Annotated in this window: 12 protein-coding genes, 2 tRNA genes and 1 rRNA gene; 1 reads left to right on the top strand and 14 read right to left on the bottom strand. The window is 64.6% G+C overall.

The features are described 5' to 3' along the window. Positions 1-55 precede the first annotated feature (55 nt). The 4 genes from EYF70_RS16455 to EYF70_RS16470 all read right to left on the bottom strand — a co-directional run bounded on the left by EYF70_RS16455 (position 56) and on the right by EYF70_RS16470 (position 2,962). Positions 56-131 (bottom strand) — tRNA-Ala (locus tag EYF70_RS16455). Positions 132-138: 7 nt separating this feature from the next. Then, positions 139-215 (bottom strand) — tRNA-Ile (locus EYF70_RS16460). 81 nt (positions 216-296) lie between these two features. Then, positions 297-1,827: ribosomal RNA gene (locus tag EYF70_RS16465) — 16S ribosomal RNA — on the bottom strand. Between the two features lie 415 nt (positions 1,828-2,242). Continuing rightward, positions 2,243-2,962, bottom strand: a complete 720-nt coding sequence (locus EYF70_RS16470; RefSeq protein ID WP_131146376.1) for a DNA-binding protein — start codon at positions 2,960-2,962, stop codon at positions 2,243-2,245. A 220-nt stretch (positions 2,963-3,182) separates the two neighbouring features. On the opposite strand from EYF70_RS16470, the gene EYF70_RS31385 reads away from it, so the two are divergent. Continuing rightward, on the top strand, positions 3,183-4,061 hold the full coding sequence (locus EYF70_RS31385; protein WP_218943681.1) for a PEPxxWA-CTERM sorting domain-containing protein: 879 nt from the start codon (positions 3,183-3,185) through the stop codon (positions 4,059-4,061). Between the two features lie 10 nt (positions 4,062-4,071). Here the strand turns inward: EYF70_RS31385 and EYF70_RS16480 are convergent, their stop codons facing one another. From EYF70_RS16480 to paoA, 10 genes are all read right to left on the bottom strand, one after another. Continuing rightward, the gene (locus EYF70_RS16480; RefSeq protein WP_131146377.1) at positions 4,072-4,650 is read right to left on the bottom strand and encodes a DUF2325 domain-containing protein; all 579 of its coding nucleotides are present in this window, start codon (positions 4,648-4,650) and stop codon (positions 4,072-4,074) included. A gap of 179 nt (positions 4,651-4,829) precedes the next feature. Then, complete coding sequence (locus tag EYF70_RS16485; RefSeq protein ID WP_165497697.1) at positions 4,830-5,159, bottom strand: DUF3325 domain-containing protein; 330 nt, start codon at positions 5,157-5,159, stop codon at positions 4,830-4,832. Next, positions 5,152-6,777: a PepSY-associated TM helix domain-containing protein gene (locus EYF70_RS16490; protein ID WP_131146379.1), complete on the bottom strand. Its 1,626-nt coding sequence runs from the start codon at positions 6,775-6,777 to the stop codon at positions 5,152-5,154. Before EYF70_RS16490 ends, EYF70_RS16485 begins: the two co-directional genes overlap by 8 nt. Positions 6,778-6,779: 2 nt before the next feature. Further along, the gene (locus EYF70_RS16495; protein WP_131146380.1) at positions 6,780-7,073 is read right to left on the bottom strand and encodes a hypothetical protein; all 294 of its coding nucleotides are present in this window, start codon (positions 7,071-7,073) and stop codon (positions 6,780-6,782) included. Further along, complete coding sequence (locus tag EYF70_RS16500; protein ID WP_174800411.1) at positions 7,057-9,171, bottom strand: TonB-dependent receptor; 2,115 nt, start codon at positions 9,169-9,171, stop codon at positions 7,057-7,059. Before EYF70_RS16500 ends, EYF70_RS16495 begins: the two co-directional genes overlap by 17 nt. A 224-nt stretch (positions 9,172-9,395) precedes the next feature. Next, positions 9,396-10,235: a carboxymuconolactone decarboxylase family protein gene (locus EYF70_RS16510; RefSeq protein WP_371861631.1), complete on the bottom strand. Its 840-nt coding sequence runs from the start codon at positions 10,233-10,235 to the stop codon at positions 9,396-9,398. Next, positions 10,216-10,737 carry a (R)-mandelonitrile lyase gene (locus EYF70_RS16515; RefSeq protein ID WP_131146381.1) on the bottom strand — a complete coding sequence of 174 codons (522 nt, stop codon included), beginning with the start codon at positions 10,735-10,737 and terminating at the stop codon, positions 10,216-10,218. The genes EYF70_RS16510 and EYF70_RS16515 overlap by 20 nt, the downstream gene beginning before the upstream one ends. 77 nt (positions 10,738-10,814) lie before the next feature. Then, positions 10,815-13,025 carry an aldehyde oxidoreductase molybdenum-binding subunit PaoC gene (paoC, locus tag EYF70_RS16520; RefSeq protein WP_131146382.1) on the bottom strand — a complete coding sequence of 737 codons (2,211 nt, stop codon included), beginning with the start codon at positions 13,023-13,025 and terminating at the stop codon, positions 10,815-10,817. Further along, entirely contained in the window at positions 13,022-13,981 is a 960-nt protein-coding gene (locus tag EYF70_RS16525; protein ID WP_131146383.1) for an FAD binding domain-containing protein, read from the bottom strand. The genes paoC and EYF70_RS16525 overlap by 4 nt, the downstream gene beginning before the upstream one ends. After that, on the bottom strand, positions 13,978-14,628 hold the full coding sequence (gene paoA, locus EYF70_RS16530) for an aldehyde dehydrogenase iron-sulfur subunit PaoA (protein ID WP_131146384.1): 651 nt from the start codon (positions 14,626-14,628) through the stop codon (positions 13,978-13,980). Before paoA ends, EYF70_RS16525 begins: the two co-directional genes overlap by 4 nt. Between the last annotated feature and the right edge of the window lie 71 nt (positions 14,629-14,699).

Raw genomic sequence — 14,699 nt, forward strand, 5'->3', positions numbered from 1 at the left:
CTAAAAGATCAAATTTAAACCGCAGGGCTTAGATTTGATTTCTTAACAGAAGCGATGGTGGAGGATGACGGGATCGAACCGACGACCCCCTGCTTGCAAAGCAGGTGCTCTCCCAGCTGAGCTAATCCCCCGTGTTCGTGGTGGGTCTGGTTGGGCTCGAACCAACGACCCCCGCGTTATCAACACGGTGCTCTAACCAGCTGAGCTACAGACCCGCGCGCTTCTACTGTTTCTCTAACAACAGCCGATAAGTGTGAGCGTTTGATGCACGATCTTGCGATCAGTGCCGACTCTAGAAAGGAGGTGATCCAGCCGCACCTTCCGATACGGCTACCTTGTTACGACTTCACCCCAGTCACGAATCCTACCGTGGTAAGCGCCCTCCTTGCGGTTAAGCTACCTACTTCTGGTAAAACCCGCTCCCATGGTGTGACGGGCGGTGTGTACAAGACCCGGGAACGTATTCACCGCGACATGCTGATCCGCGATTACTAGCGATTCCAACTTCATGCAGTCGAGTTGCAGACTACAATCCGGACTACGATACACTTTCTGGGATTAGCTCCCCCTCGCGGGTTGGCGGCCCTCTGTATGTACCATTGTATGACGTGTGAAGCCCTACCCATAAGGGCCATGAGGACTTGACGTCATCCCCACCTTCCTCCGGTTTGTCACCGGCAGTCTCATTAGAGTGCCCTTTCGTAGCAACTAATGACAAGGGTTGCGCTCGTTGCGGGACTTAACCCAACATCTCACGACACGAGCTGACGACAGCCATGCAGCACCTGTGTTCAGGTTCCCTTTCGGGCACTCCCAGATCTCTCCAGGATTCCTGACATGTCAAGGGTAGGTAAGGTTTTTCGCGTTGCATCGAATTAATCCACATCATCCACCGCTTGTGCGGGTCCCCGTCAATTCCTTTGAGTTTTAATCTTGCGACCGTACTCCCCAGGCGGTCTACTTCACGCGTTAGCTGCGTTACTAAGTCAATTAAGACCCAACAACTAGTAGACATCGTTTAGGGCGTGGACTACCAGGGTATCTAATCCTGTTTGCTCCCCACGCTTTCGTGCATGAGCGTCAGTCTTGACCCAGGGGGCTGCCTTCGCCATCGGTGTTCCTCCACATCTCTACGCATTTCACTGCTACACGTGGAATTCTACCCCCCTCTGCCAAACTCTAGCCTTGCAGTCTCCATCGCCATTCCCAGGTTAAGCCCGGGGATTTCACGACAGACTTACAAAACCGCCTGCGCACGCTTTACGCCCAGTAATTCCGATTAACGCTTGCACCCTACGTATTACCGCGGCTGCTGGCACGTAGTTAGCCGGTGCTTATTCTTCAGGTACCGTCATGAGGCACGGATATTAGCCGTACCCTTTTCTTCCCTGACAAAAGAGCTTTACAACCCGAAGGCCTTCTTCACTCACGCGGCATTGCTGGATCAGGGTTGCCCCCATTGTCCAAAATTCCCCACTGCTGCCTCCCGTAGGAGTCTGGACCGTGTCTCAGTTCCAGTGTGGCTGGTCGTCCTCTCAGACCAGCTACTGATCGTCGCCTTGGTGAGCCTTTACCTCACCAACTAGCTAATCAGATATCGGCCGCTCCAGGAGCACAAGGCCTTGCGGTCCCCTGCTTTCATCCTTGGATCGTATGCGGTATTAGCGTAACTTTCGCTACGTTATCCCCCACTCTTGGGCACGTTCCGATATATTACTCACCCGTTCGCCACTCGCCGCCAGGCCGAAGCCCGCGCTGCCGTTCGACTTGCATGTGTAAAGCATGCCGCCAGCGTTCAATCTGAGCCAGGATCAAACTCTTCAGTTTAATCTCTGTTGTCCGACATTTCTGTCGGGGTCACTTACTCAAGAATACTGACGAATCATCCGAAGATGATCACGTTTATTTCTTGTGTAAGCGTTTGATGCTATATATTTTGAGCTTCAGGACCGAAGTCCTGGGCACATCACATCAAACGCCCACACTTATCGACTGTTGATTGTTAAAGAATTCTGCCCTTGAAGGCACGCTGCGGATCTCGTTGAACTTTCGTTCGACCCGGCGACAAATCGTTGTGTTTGTCAGCAGCAGAGAGATGAGATTATGCGGTGTTTCGTGCAGCTCGTCAACCTCTCTTTTTATCCCACATCAATTTGCCATTGTCACTTTCGTGTAGGCACGTTGCTGCGAGGGACAGAACTATAGCAAACCGCCTGCCCCTCCGCAAGCCCCTGCCGGCAATTTACGCCCGGCGGGTCCGCAAGCCATCCACCTCGGCCCGCAGGGCCGTGCGGTCCGCGTTCAGCGATTCCAGCTGCGCGCGCAACGCCTTCAGCTCGGAGGCGTAATTGTCGCGCGCCGTCACGGCACCGACGAGTTCCATCTCCGCGGTCAGCCGGGCGTCCGAATCCGACGCGGCGGACGCGACGCTGCGCTCCAGTTGCGCACGCAGGTCCGCCAGCTGGCGGTCCTTGCCATCGATCGCCAGCTGGTCCTTGGCCTTGCCGACCAGCGCATTGGTGGCCACTTCGCGGGCATCGCGCAATTCGATCGTCAGCCGCTCGATCTGCTCGGCACGCTCGGCCGCCAGCGCATTCGCCGTGGACAGCTGCGACAGCAGATCGTCGCGCTCGGCCTCGAGCATTTCGCCCGAGCGGGCCAGCGCTTCCAGGTCGCTCTCGGCCTGCGCCAGCCGGTCGCGGTTGCCGGCACCGGACTGCTCGGCGAACTGCCGGGCCCAATCGGCCAGCGCGGCGGCCAGGGGTTCGGGAATCTCCGCCTTGGGCGGCTCCGGTGGCGGCACGTTGTCGGCACGCCAGGCGGCAAGATGCTTGTGGATGACCGATGGCGAACCGCTGCCGAGGGCGTCGCGAACCGCCTCGACCGTCACTGGATTGCCATCGTTGTGCAGGGCGCCCGCGGCCGCTGCAACCTCTTCGAATGTGGGGGTCTGGTCCTGCATGTCGTATCCGTTGTGTGAAGCGGGGAGCTTACTACAGATACTTTTTCCCTGGCACGACCTTGCGTGGGATCAGGACCATGGGTTGCTTGCACGGTGATAGCGTTGCGGCGCCCATGTTTTTTTGTCATGTGCATATTCGCGTGCATATAAGGAGTGACGGCGGCGCTGCTAGAATCGGCCTCTGCTGTAACCACACCTCAACATTCATGGGAAACCAATCATGCGGATTCCACTTCTTGCCACGACCATGTTGACCTGGATGGCTGCCAGCACCGCCAGTGCCGTGCCCACCCAGTCCAGCTTCGCCGCAGACACCTTCACTTTCACAGCGGATTGTGCGTACGATGCCGCGCAAACGGAATGCGCCTCCTACGACAACTGGCATACCGGCACCAATACCTACTCCCCGACGGGTGCCGGTTCCAGCATCGCCGATGCGCGCGGATCGTCATGGACGCTGGCGGAAGCCGACGCGGGCTCCTATTTGCCGGTGCTGAAGGCGTATGCATCGAGCGCTCCCGCCTACCAGTCCGGCGGCCCGCATGGTGGCTCGTCGATGGTCGACGCGACCATCTGGGCGGTGCAAGGCTATCGGTACACGGGTTCCACGCCGTTTGCGCTGACGCTGACGGTCACGCTCGATTCGCAGTTTTCGGAAGATGCCGGCGGCGGCACGCAAAACCATTCGATGGTGGCGGTCAGCCTGTTCGACACAGGCGGCTACGTGTTCGACTACGACCAGAACGCGGCAAGCAACAGCCAGTGCCCGATGATTGCCACGGTACCCAGATGGGGGTGCGCGACGCTGCCCGATATCTTCGCCCGCGACCAGCAGTTCCTGTATGACACCGGCACGCTGACGATTTCGATCTCGACCGTGCTCGATCCCGGCCAGACCTTCTATGTGGGTTCCATGCTCGACGCGAACGTGTGCTGCGGCGGCGTCGTCGATTCGTCGCAGACGCTGCGAATGCGGTTCAACGATGCCACCCTGCTGGAAAGCTATCCGGTGGCGGTGGTACCGGAACCGCACACTTGGGCGATGATGCTGGGCGGTCTGGCGCTGCTCGGCGCTTCCCTCCGCCGGCAGCGGCGCTGATCCACCGCCATCAACCCTGCTGCGACGCCACCAGCGCGGCGCCCTCCCCCTCGCCGCTGCGCTGGATGCGCACGATGTGCAGCGCATCGGCATTCTCCACCAGCACGCAGGCCTTGCCGGTGCGCTTGCAATGGTCCTGCACGCGCCAGTAGGCGCCGTGGCTCATGCACCCGGTCTGGCAAATCACCAGGTCGGCGGCGGCCAGGTCTTCTTCGAGGCCGGCCAGGTCGTCGGCGTGCGAGGCCAGTACGGGCGCGAATGCCTGCCGTACGTCGCGCTGCTGCAGTTCGTCCGACAGCTCGCGCACGCGCGCCTGCAGCGCTTCGACGTGCCGGGCCAGCGCCGCGCGCTTCGGCAAGCCGGGGATGGCGTGTTCCAGCGCGGCCTGGTCATCCTTCGCCCATGCCAGCGCGGTGTCCCGCTTGACCAGTTCGGCGCGGAGCCGCATCGCCTGCGCATCGAGCCGGGCGATTTCCAGCGCCTGCGCCCGGATCAATTCCGAGCAGCGCGCCTGTACCTCGCCATGGGTCCGCAACAATGCGGCATGTTCCTGTAGCAGCTGGTCGAAGTTGTCGGCGGTTGCATGCATCTGTGATCCTTTTCTGAAGCCTGGCTCGAACGCCAAATACCATATTAAATGCGAATAATTCTCATTACAACAATAGGCATTATGGGAGCAAGGCTTTAAAGGACCCTTAACGGACCGGCAACCGGGCCGGTTGCGGCATCCACTGCACAGCACAAGCAGCGCGCCAGGCGGCAGCCTGTCTAGGCAAACAGGGTCGCCGCCAAAATCGCCAGCGGCGCCAGCCAGCGCGGCCGCCACGCCAGCACGAACGCCACGGATATCCCGCCAGCGGACACCAGGAGCGCCCACAGCAGCGTGCCGAAGCCGGCGCCATGTGCGGCAACACAAGGAGCCAGCGCGCCGGCCAGGAGGAGCGAGGCGGCCGTGCGCAGCCTGCGCAACGCGCGCGGGCCGGGATACGGCGGCAGCTTGCCCGTCGCGTGCCAGTGCTCGCGCTGCGACAGGGCCAGCACGGCGCAGCCCAGCGCGCACATGGCGAAGGCTGCGAGAGTCGCCAGCAGTTCAGGCACCGGTCCCCTCCCCGGCCCGCGCACGGCTGGTATCACGGGCACCGTTCGTGCCCGCCGTACCGTCGCTGCCGCCAGTACTCTTGCTGCCATCGGTGCCACTGCCTCGGCCAGCACCGATGCGGCGCGCCGCATGCCATGCGGCGCCGCCAAACGCCAGCAGCGCAAGGTCGACACCGGCGACCGCGTGCCGGCCGTTCGCCAGCGTCTGCAACAGGTGCTCGCCCGTCGTCAGCCAGTTCAGCAGCATGGCCACCAGCGCCAGTGCCGCGATGCCCAGCAACTGTTCGCGCCAGGCGGCGGTGCGCCGCAGCCAGGCATGCAGGAAGGCGATCGACCAGGTAGCGTAGAACGTGGCACGCTCCAGCGCGGCACGGTCCCACTCCGGCAAACCGGCATCCGCCGGCAGCAGCCGGTTCGCGACCAGGTAAGCCAGCGTGGAGAGCACGAGCCCCGTCATCCCGCCGACCGCCAGCATCTCCACCAGCCGCACGCCGCCCAGGCCATGGCGCGCGTGCCCCTTGCGGCGCGACTCCAGCCAGAACAGGAAGCCGGTGGCGACCAGCACGCATCCTCCCAGGCCGCCGGCGAAGTAAAGGGCGCGCAGCGTGCCATGCTCGAAGCGGGCGAAATGCACGCCGGACAGCACGCGCTGCGCCGTCATTACCGGGCCGGCTTCGAAACGGCGCACCACGCGGCCGGTGGCGGCGTCGAAGTACAGCTGGTCCAGGTTCATCGTCACCTCGCGCGCATACGAGCGGCGGAACTCGATGACCCCGGCCGCATCGCCCGGCTGCCAGGCGCGCACGAAGTATGGCTGTTCGCCACCCCACAGCCGTTCGGCCTCGCGCCGCATCGCGTCCAGCGAAGCCAGCGTGCCCGGCTCGCCGGTCTTCCTGCCGGCATGCCGCCCGTAGGCCTCGGCCATGAACGCGGCCTTGGCCTTCGGCTTGGCGCCGTAGGTGGCCACGTGCGCCTGCGGGAAGAACACCGTGATGAAGATCGCCAGCCCGGACAGGGCCAGCATGAAATGGAACGGCAGCAGCAGCACGCCCGAGAGGTTGTGCAGGTCCAGCGCGCTGCGCGGCAGCCCCTTGCGCGGGCGGAACGTGAACAGCTGCGCAACCAGCCTGGCGTGGATCACGACACCCGAGACCAGCAGCACCAGCATCGCCATGCCGGCCAGGCCTACCAGCCACTTGCCGGTGTCGGCCCATGCCAGGTGCAGGCTGTAATGCAGCGGCACCAGGAAGCCGGAGGCGCCGTCCGTACCCGGCTGCGGCAACAGCCGGTAGCGCACCGGGTCGAACAGCCGGGTATATTCCTCGCCATCGGGCAGCCGGTAGCTGAACACCGCCACCGGCGTACGGGCGGTCGGCAGGTCGATGCGCCATTGCGTGGCGCCGGCCGGCACCAGGGGCAGTACCAGCCGGGCCGCGCGGTCCAGCGACAAGGGTGCCGGCGCGGCGGCAAGGCGCGTTTGCGGCATCATCCACTGGTCGATCTCGCCGCGGAACAGGATCAGCGTGCCGGTCCAGAGCACGGCGAACAGCACCGCGCCGAGCAGCACGCCGGCCCAGGTATGCAGTGGCGCCATCGACTTGCGGAACGTCGTCTCCATGGTCAGCCGAGGGTGATGCGCAACAGTGCGAACGTCGCGGCAGCGGCACCGGGCACCAGCCACCAGGTGCTCACCCGCCGCAACGAAAAGCCCCAGAGCAGCAGGCCGAGGTAGAGCGGAAAGCCCAGCATCGCCATCAGCACCACCGCCTCGGACCGCACCATGCCGGCCCTGGCCAGCAGCGCCGCGCCCAGCGTCACGGCCACGGCGGTACAGGCGTAGCCGCCGCCGACGATGGCGACGGCCCGCAGCGCAATGCGCGCCACGGCAAGCGGGCCGTCAGAAACGGAGCGCATACCCGAGGCTCACCGTGCGGCCCCGCCCGGCGAAGTAGCGCTTCGGCTCGACCAGCGCGCTTTGCGAGAAGTAGGTGATGTACATCCGGTCGAACACGTTGGCCACGGCGAAGCGCAACTCGCCCTTCGGGAGCTTCCAGTTCGCGCTGGCGTCGAGCAGCGTGTAGCCGTTGAATTTCATGGCCGGATCGTCGAAGGTCGCGCTGAACGCGTGCTGCGCCTGCACGAACGACGACAGCCGGCCGTTCCAGTCCGCCGTCCAGCTGGCGATCACCCGGTCCGGCGCCACGTTCAGACCATCGAGCCTGGCGTCGAGCGTGCCGTCGGCGTTGCTGTCGTAGCGGCCGTTGGTGCGCGCATAGGCGATCCGCGCCCGGTGCGCCTTGCCGAAACGGTAGGCCGCGGCGGCGTCGAAGCCGTCGATGCGGGTTTTTTCGCGCGCCATCACGAACGCGCCGTTGACGGTGGCGACCCGGGCGCCCAGGTCCGAACGGGAACGGAACCAGCTGGCGTCCAGGTCCCACGCGCCTTCGCGTACCCGCACCCCGGCTTCCGCGCTGCGGGTCAGGATCGGCTGCAGGTCGCGCATGCGCGCCACGCCGACGCCCGGCGTATTGATCGAGCGGAGCACGCGGCCGATGTCGGGCATGCCGAAGCCTTCCGAATAACTGGAGAACAGGCTGACCTGGCGCAGCGGCTTGAACACCAGGCCCGCGTTCCTCAGCGTTTCGTTGAAATCGAGCTTGCCGCCCTCGACGGCCACGCGGCGGAACGAGGCCAGCGTCGTATAGCTGTCGATGCGCACGTCGGAGCGTTCCCGGCGCACGCCCGCGTGCAGTGCCAGCGTATCCGTGACCTGCGCCTCGCCCTGCAGGAACAGCGAGACGTTGCGGAAGGTCGACGGCGGCACGTAGGTGCGCCCGGTGCCGTACAGGTCCTGCTCGCCCTCGTCGTACAGCGTGTCGACACCGCCGGTCAGCTTCAGCCGGCCATCGAGCAGGCCGGCCTTCGTCAGCCCCACCTTGCTGCCGTACTTCGACGCCGTGATGCGCGACTGGTCGTACAGCGTGCCGGCCGGCGCGATCAGCGGATCCTGGAAGGTTGCCGAGTTATCGGCACCGAACAGGCCTTCGAACTCCTGGTTGAACACCATCGCCGACAACTCCATGCCCGCCAGGTCGCTATGCCGGTAGGTCAGCGCCGTGGTCCAGACATCGTTCCACGGCGGCGTGCCCGGCGGCTCTCCCTCCACCGACAGCGTTGGAATGCCGCGCGCACGGTCGCCCGCCACCGCCAGGTAGCCGGCCTTCGATTTCAGCCGGTAGCGGTTGACGGACAGCTGCAGGCGCTGGTCCGCATCGATGTCGTAGCCCAGCTTGGCCAGCACGTCGTAGGCACGCGAATCCATCAGGTCGCCCTGGGTATTGTCGGTGCCGAGCGGCCGGCCCCGCCCGTCCAGGTGCAGGCCCTGGTCTTCGTAGCTGAGCGCGAACAGGTAGTCGAACGCTTCGCCGCGCCCTTCCAGCCGGTAGGCCGCCTTGTAGTTCGCGGTGTCGGCGCCGATATCGGACGTCGGCAAGGTGGCCTGCACGTCGACGGACTGGCTCAGCGTGCCCCGGCCGGGCCGGCGCGTGACGATGTTGATGGTGCCGCCGGTGGCGCCCAGGCCATTGACGGCGTTGGCGCCCTGGATCACCTCGATGCGATCGACCAGCGCGTAGTCGATGGTGTGCGCTTCGCGCCCGGTCGGCCGCAGCGGGTTCGACTGGGGTACGCCGTCGACCAGGATCAGCGGCGTGCGCCCGCGCAGCGTTTCGGCGCTGCCCGTCATCTTGCCGCGGCTGGGCGCGAACGATGGCAGCAGGCTGGCCAGCACGTCGGAGGAATTGCCGGAAATCGCCAGCTGCCGCGCGATGTCTTCCTTGCCGATGACGAGCACCGTTTGCGGCGCATCGTCGGCGGTCAGGTGCGAGCGCGTGGCCGAGACGACGACGGTTTCAGGTTCGGATTCCGGTGCCTGCTGGGCGAAAGCGCCCTGTGCGGCGAGTGCCGCGAGCATCGCGGCGAAACGCCGGCGCGGCGGGAGGATTGACTGCATGCGGATCTTTCAGCGGTACGGGGCCAGGAAGGCGATTGTCGGCTGGCGCTGTTGCTGAAGGCTGGCTGGATCGGCGATCTTACCGCTGGCGATGCTTTTCAGTCAATCCCGGGGCCTCAGGTATTGAGCGTGATGAACCCGCCATCGATCGGATAATCGGTGCCCGTGATGAACGATGCTTCGTCGCTGCACAGGTACAGCGCTCGTTGACATGTCGCCTCTCTTCACTTATCCGCCGCGCCCACGGTGCGCTTCGCAAATACGTCCTTGAAGACCGGCATGGCAGAAAACACATTCGGCCAGCCTGCGTAGAAGGCCAGCTGGGTAAGCATCTCGGAGGCCTGCCTTTCGGTAAGACTGCTATCCATTGCCCGGTTCAGGTGGTACGTGATCTGCGCCACCTGGCCAGAAGCGACAAGCGCGCTCACGGTAACCATGCTCCGGTCGCGTGGCGCCAGGCCGGGGCGCAGCCAGAGGTCACGGAACAAGGCATCGGTCGTGTACTGGACCACGCCCGGCGCTACCTTGCCGAAATTTTCATCGACCGACTTCGCACGCTTGTCGTCCGTCTCTTTATCAAGCGGCAGCAGTTGCACTTTCGCCGAGGGTAACTGTTTGCCGGTGATCTTGCGTTCCTCAAAGACAGGCCTGGTAGCGCTGACGGCCGCCATGGCGTTCGGCCAGCCCGAATAGAATGCGAGGTGCGTGATGATTTCCGAGATCTCCTCAGGCTTGACACCGTTGTCGAGCGCCCGGTTCAGGTAAAACGGCAACTCCGAAGGCTGGTTCCTGGCGATCAGCACAGCGAGCGTGACAATGCTCCGGTCTCGTTGTGACAAGTCAGGACGCGCCCAGACCTCGCCGAGCAGCAGGCCTTGGGTGTAGTTGTCGAGTGGGGGAGCAACCATTTGAATATCCTTTGATGAGAATGAGGAACTGCTGGCCGGCCTGGACGCCTGTGCGGCGGCATCGCCCAGGAACGCAAATATCGACAAGCCGCATAGCGCGACGCCAGCGGCCCTTGCCCACGTCGAACGCGCGCGCTTATTTCCCATATTGTTCATCGCTGACTTTCTCCATCCATTCGACATTCTTGCCATTGGCGCTCTCCTGGATGGCAATGTGTGTCAGTGCGGTCGCTGGCGCGGCGCCATGCCAGTGCTTGACGCCCGGCGGCGTCCAGATGACGTCTCCCGGACGAATCTGCTCTACGACACCGCCCCACTGCTGTATGCGACCCGCGCCCGCAGTCACGATCAGTACCTGTCCCATCGGGTGCGTATGCCAGGCCGAACGTGCAGCCGGTTCGAAGGTTACCGCACCGCCCGACACGGTGGACGGGGCGCGCACGCCGAACAGTGGATCGACGCGCACGCTGCCCGTGAAGTTCTGCGCGGGTCCTTTGGTCGACGCCTGGCTACCCGCGCGGGCGATGACCATCTGGGCCGGGTTGCCGTTCGCATTGCCAGGCGCAGTGCCGGCGGATGCCGTTCCCGCAGCACCGGTTTGAGCAAGCGCCGACGCACCCAGCGTGAGTGACATTACTGCAGCGGCAATCATCTTCATGCCTATCCTTTCAAGCCTCTGGCCCGGCAACGCGTGCCGAGCCGATACGTTAATGACGTTCCGAATCGACTGCTTTCTCAAACGACGTCTGGCAAGCGGTCGAGGAACTTGTCCAAAGTGATGGGGTAATCGTGCACACGTACCCCCGTCGCGTTATAGACCGCGTTCGCGACCGCGGCAGCGACGCCGCTGATGCCGAGTTCCCCTACTCCCTTGGCTTTCAGCGGTGACCCGGCCGGATCGACCTCATCGAGGAAAATGACCTCCTGGTGCGGGATATCGGCGTGGACCGGGACTTCATAGCCGGCGAGATCGTGATTGACGAAGAAGCCGGCGCGCTTGTCGACGACGAGCTCCTCCATCAATGCCGCACCCACGCCCATGGTCATGCCGCCGATGACCTGGCTGCGTGCCGCCTTGGGGTTCAGGATGCGGCCCGCCGCACAAACGGCGAGCATGCGCCGCACGCGGATCTCTCCAGTGGCCGCATGGACCCCGACTTCAACGAAATGGGCGCCGAAGGTCTGTACCGCATAACGCCTGGTGAGATCGCCGAATTCCATGACATCCTCGGCCTCCAGATCGCGCCATCGCGAAGCATGTGTCAGCGGCACTGTGCGGCTCCCTGCGCGCACCATGCCATCGGCGAATTCGGCACTTGCCGGATCCATGTCGAGTTGCCGCGCCACGGCCTCGCGCAGCTTCACGCAGGCGGCATAGACGCCGGCCGTCGAGGAAGCTGCCCCCCATTGCCCGCCCGAGCCGGCGGACTCGGGGAAGCGTGAGTCACCCAGCTTTACGGTCACCCTGTCCACGCCGATACCCAGCATTTCCGCGGCGGTCTGGGCGATGATGGTGTAGGTACCCGTGCCGATATCGGTCATGTCGGTCTCGACGGTCACGATGCCGCGATTGTCGAGACGAACGCGGGCAGCAGACTTCATCACGGGTGCGCCGCGGATCGCTGCGGCCACGCCCATGCCGACCAGCCAGCGGCCATCGCGCCGGCTGCCGGGACGTGCCGGGCGTTCGCTCCAGCCGAAACGCCTTGCCCCAGTCTGCAGGCATTCGACCACCTGGCGCTTCGAAAACGGGCGCCTGGGATCCTCGGGATCCACCTGGGTATCGTTGAGCACGCGAAACGCGACCGGATCCATGCCGAGCTTCTCGGCCATTTCGTCCATGGCAATCTCGAGCGCCATCATGCCTGGCGCTTCCCCGGGTGCGCGCATTGCGCTGCCTTCCGGTAGGTCGAGGTGCGCCAGCCGCAGCCGCGTCATCCGGTTCGGACCGGCATACAGCAGGCGGGTCGCTGCGGTGGCTGCCTCCGGCCTGCCGCCGGCAAGATTACCCGACCAGCTCTCGTGCCCGATTGCCGTGATCCGGCCATTGCTGTCGGCCCCGATACGAAGCCGCTGGATCGTGGCCGGGCGGTGCGTCACGTTGTTGAACATGAGCGCGCGCTGCAGGGCCACCTTGACGGGCCGTCCCACCTTGCGGGCCGCCACGGCCGCCAGTACCGCATCCGACAGGATCGTTCCCTTGCCGCCGAATCCGCCGCCGATATACGGCGAGACAATCCGGACATCCTCCCTGGCGATGCCGAGTGTCCTTGCAATGTCGCGAACGCCCCAGTTGACCTGCTGGATGGCCGTCCAGAGCGTGAGCTTGCCACCGTCCCATGCCGCGATGGTCGCGTGCGGCTCCATCATCGCGTGCGATTGGTCCGGCGTCGTGAAACTCGCATCGAGTTGCACGGCTGCCCTGGCGTAGGCGCCTTCGAAATCGCCGGCCCTGGTTTCAGGCGGCGGCGCGAACGGCGCCACCTTCGACAGCGGAGCGCCCTCCTTCGCTGCAGCCAGATCGAACGCGCCCTTGGTCCGGGCATAGCGCACGCGCACCAGCTGCGCGGCGGCGCGGGCCTGCTCGAAGGTCTGCGCCACGACGATCGCCACCGCCTGGTGGTAATGATCGACCTCCGGTCCGGCGAGCGCGCGCGCCGCATAGAACTCGCCCTTGTCGAGCTTGCCCGCATTCCCGGCGGTGACTACGGCAAGCACGCCCGGAGCCCGGCTGGCAGGCCTTGTATCGATCGCCTCGATACGCCCCTTGGCGATGGCGGCACCGACGATGTATCCGTACGCCGCGCCCGGCGCCGCGGCGTTCTGCTCGTAGGCGTAGGCAGCGGTACCGGTGGTCTTGAGCGGCCCCTCGACGCGGTCGGTCGGTCGGCCGACGACCTTGAGCTGGTCGATCGGGTTGGTGGTGGCAGGGGTGTCGAATCTCATGACTTCATGCTCCGTGCTTGCGCGAGCACCGAACCGAGCGTGCGCTCGACCAGCGTCAGCTTGAATGCGTTCTCGTGCGTCGTCCTGGCGCCCCTGAGCAGGCGCGCCGTCACGGCTTTGGCGCCTCGCGCCATCTCGCGTTCGGCTTCCTCGACCCGCCACGGCGTGTGGGCCACGCCTCCCAGGGCCACGCGTCCACTGCCGTCGGACTGCACGATGACGCCGACCGAGATCAGTGCGAAGGCGTACGAAGCGCGGTCGCGCACCTTGTGATAAATGTGCGTGCCGCCGATCGGAGGGGGCAAGGTGACTGCGGTAACCAGCTCGCCACGCTGGAGCGTGGTTTCCCGCTGCGGTGTATCGCCCGGCAGGCGGTAGAAGTCTGCAATCGGAATCCTGCGTGTCGCGCCATCGGCCGTTACCGTCTCGACGGTGGCGTCCAGGGCCCGCATCGCCACGGACATGTCGCCGGGATGCGTCGCAATGCACGCGTCGCTGGTGCCGATGACCGCATGCAGGCGACTGAAACCGCCTATGGCGCCGCAACCACTGCCAGGCCGGCGCTTGTTGCACGGCTGGTTCGTGTCGTAGAAGTAGGGGCAGCGTGTACGCTGCAGCAGGTTGCCGGCCGTCGTCGCCTTGTTGCGCAGTTGACCGGACGCGCCGGCAAGCAAGGCGCGCGACAGCAGGCTGTAATCGCGGCGCACCTGCTGGTCCGCGGCGAGATCGGTATTGCGCACCAGTGCGCCGATCCGTAAGCCGCCCTCCGGAGTCTGCTCGATCTTGTCCAGGCCCAGAACATTCACGTCCACCAGATGGGCTGGCGTCTCGATCTCGAGTTTCATCAGGTCGAGCAGGTTCGTGCCGCCTGCAATGAATTTCGCGTCGGGGTTGCGCTCGATGGCCGCTGCGGCCTGCGCCGGGGACTGCGCGCGTTCATAGGTAAAGGCTTTCATGGCATGCCTCTCATGCCGCTCGCACCGGCTACTTCCGTGATCGCATCGATGATGTTCGAATAGGCACCGCAACGGCAGATGTTCCCGCTCATGCGTTCGCGGAGCTCGCTGGCACTCGGCATCGGCTGGGCCGCAAGATTCTCGCTGACGTGGCTTGGGATGCCGGCCTTGATCTCGCCGAGTACCGCCACCGCCGAGCAGATTTGTCCTGGTGTGCAATAGCCGCACTGGTAGCCGTCGTGCTTGACGAAGGCCGCCTGCATGGCATGCATGCGTTCGGGCGTGCCCAGGCCTTCAATGGTGGTAATGCTGTCGCCCTCGTGCATGATGGCCAGCGTCAGGCAGGCATTGATGCGGCGTCCATTCACGAGAACAGTGCACGCACCGCACTGGCCCTGGTCGCATCCTTTTTTCGTGCCCGTCAAGCGCAGGTGTTCGCGCAGGGCGTCGAGCAGGGTCGTGCGCGTGTCCGCCTGGAGCTCATGGGTACGGCCATTCACCTCGAGCGTGAGCTTTGCCACGGCGCCCTGCCCGGCAGCAGCATTCGGTGCGGCGGCGCCGAGCGGCATGACACTGGCTGCCGCGGCGGCCGAACCGGCCAGCAGGAATTCCCGTCGCGACAATTCAAGACTATCTGGACTATTCATGCGTAAATCTCCAATCAATTGCAATTGCTCAGGTGAGCCGTGCGCGCAGGCTCTCGGCGCTTCGTATCCTT

This window comes from Pseudoduganella albidiflava (assembly GCF_004322755.1).
GTDB classification, from domain to species: Bacteria; Pseudomonadota; Gammaproteobacteria; order Burkholderiales; family Burkholderiaceae_D; genus Rugamonas; species Rugamonas albidiflava.

Bases quoted from the DNA above. Each gene is read 5' to 3' on its own strand.
- EYF70_RS16510 (WP_371861631.1), bottom strand. From the start codon at position 10,235: ATGAACAATATGGGAAATAAGCGCGCGCGTTCGACGTGGGCAAGGGCC.
- EYF70_RS31385 (WP_218943681.1), top strand. From the start codon at position 3,183: ATGCGGATTCCACTTCTTGCCACGACCATGTTGACCTGGATGGCTGCC.
- EYF70_RS16515 (WP_131146381.1), bottom strand. From the start codon at position 10,737: ATGAAGATGATTGCCGCTGCAGTAATGTCACTCACGCTGGGTGCGTCG.
- EYF70_RS16500 (WP_174800411.1), bottom strand. From the start codon at position 9,171: ATGCAGTCAATCCTCCCGCCGCGCCGGCGTTTCGCCGCGATGCTCGCG.
- EYF70_RS16495 (WP_131146380.1), bottom strand. From the start codon at position 7,073: ATGCGCTCCGTTTCTGACGGCCCGCTTGCCGTGGCGCGCATTGCGCTG.
- paoA (WP_131146384.1), bottom strand. From the start codon at position 14,628: ATGAATAGTCCAGATAGTCTTGAATTGTCGCGACGGGAATTCCTGCTG.
- EYF70_RS16525 (WP_131146383.1), bottom strand. From the start codon at position 13,981: ATGAAAGCCTTTACCTATGAACGCGCGCAGTCCCCGGCGCAGGCCGCA.
- EYF70_RS16470 (WP_131146376.1), bottom strand. From the start codon at position 2,962: ATGCAGGACCAGACCCCCACATTCGAAGAGGTTGCAGCGGCCGCGGGC.
- EYF70_RS16490 (WP_131146379.1), bottom strand. From the start codon at position 6,777: ATGGAGACGACGTTCCGCAAGTCGATGGCGCCACTGCATACCTGGGCC.
- paoC (WP_131146382.1), bottom strand. From the start codon at position 13,025: ATGAGATTCGACACCCCTGCCACCACCAACCCGATCGACCAGCTCAAG.
- EYF70_RS16480 (WP_131146377.1), bottom strand. From the start codon at position 4,650: ATGCATGCAACCGCCGACAACTTCGACCAGCTGCTACAGGAACATGCC.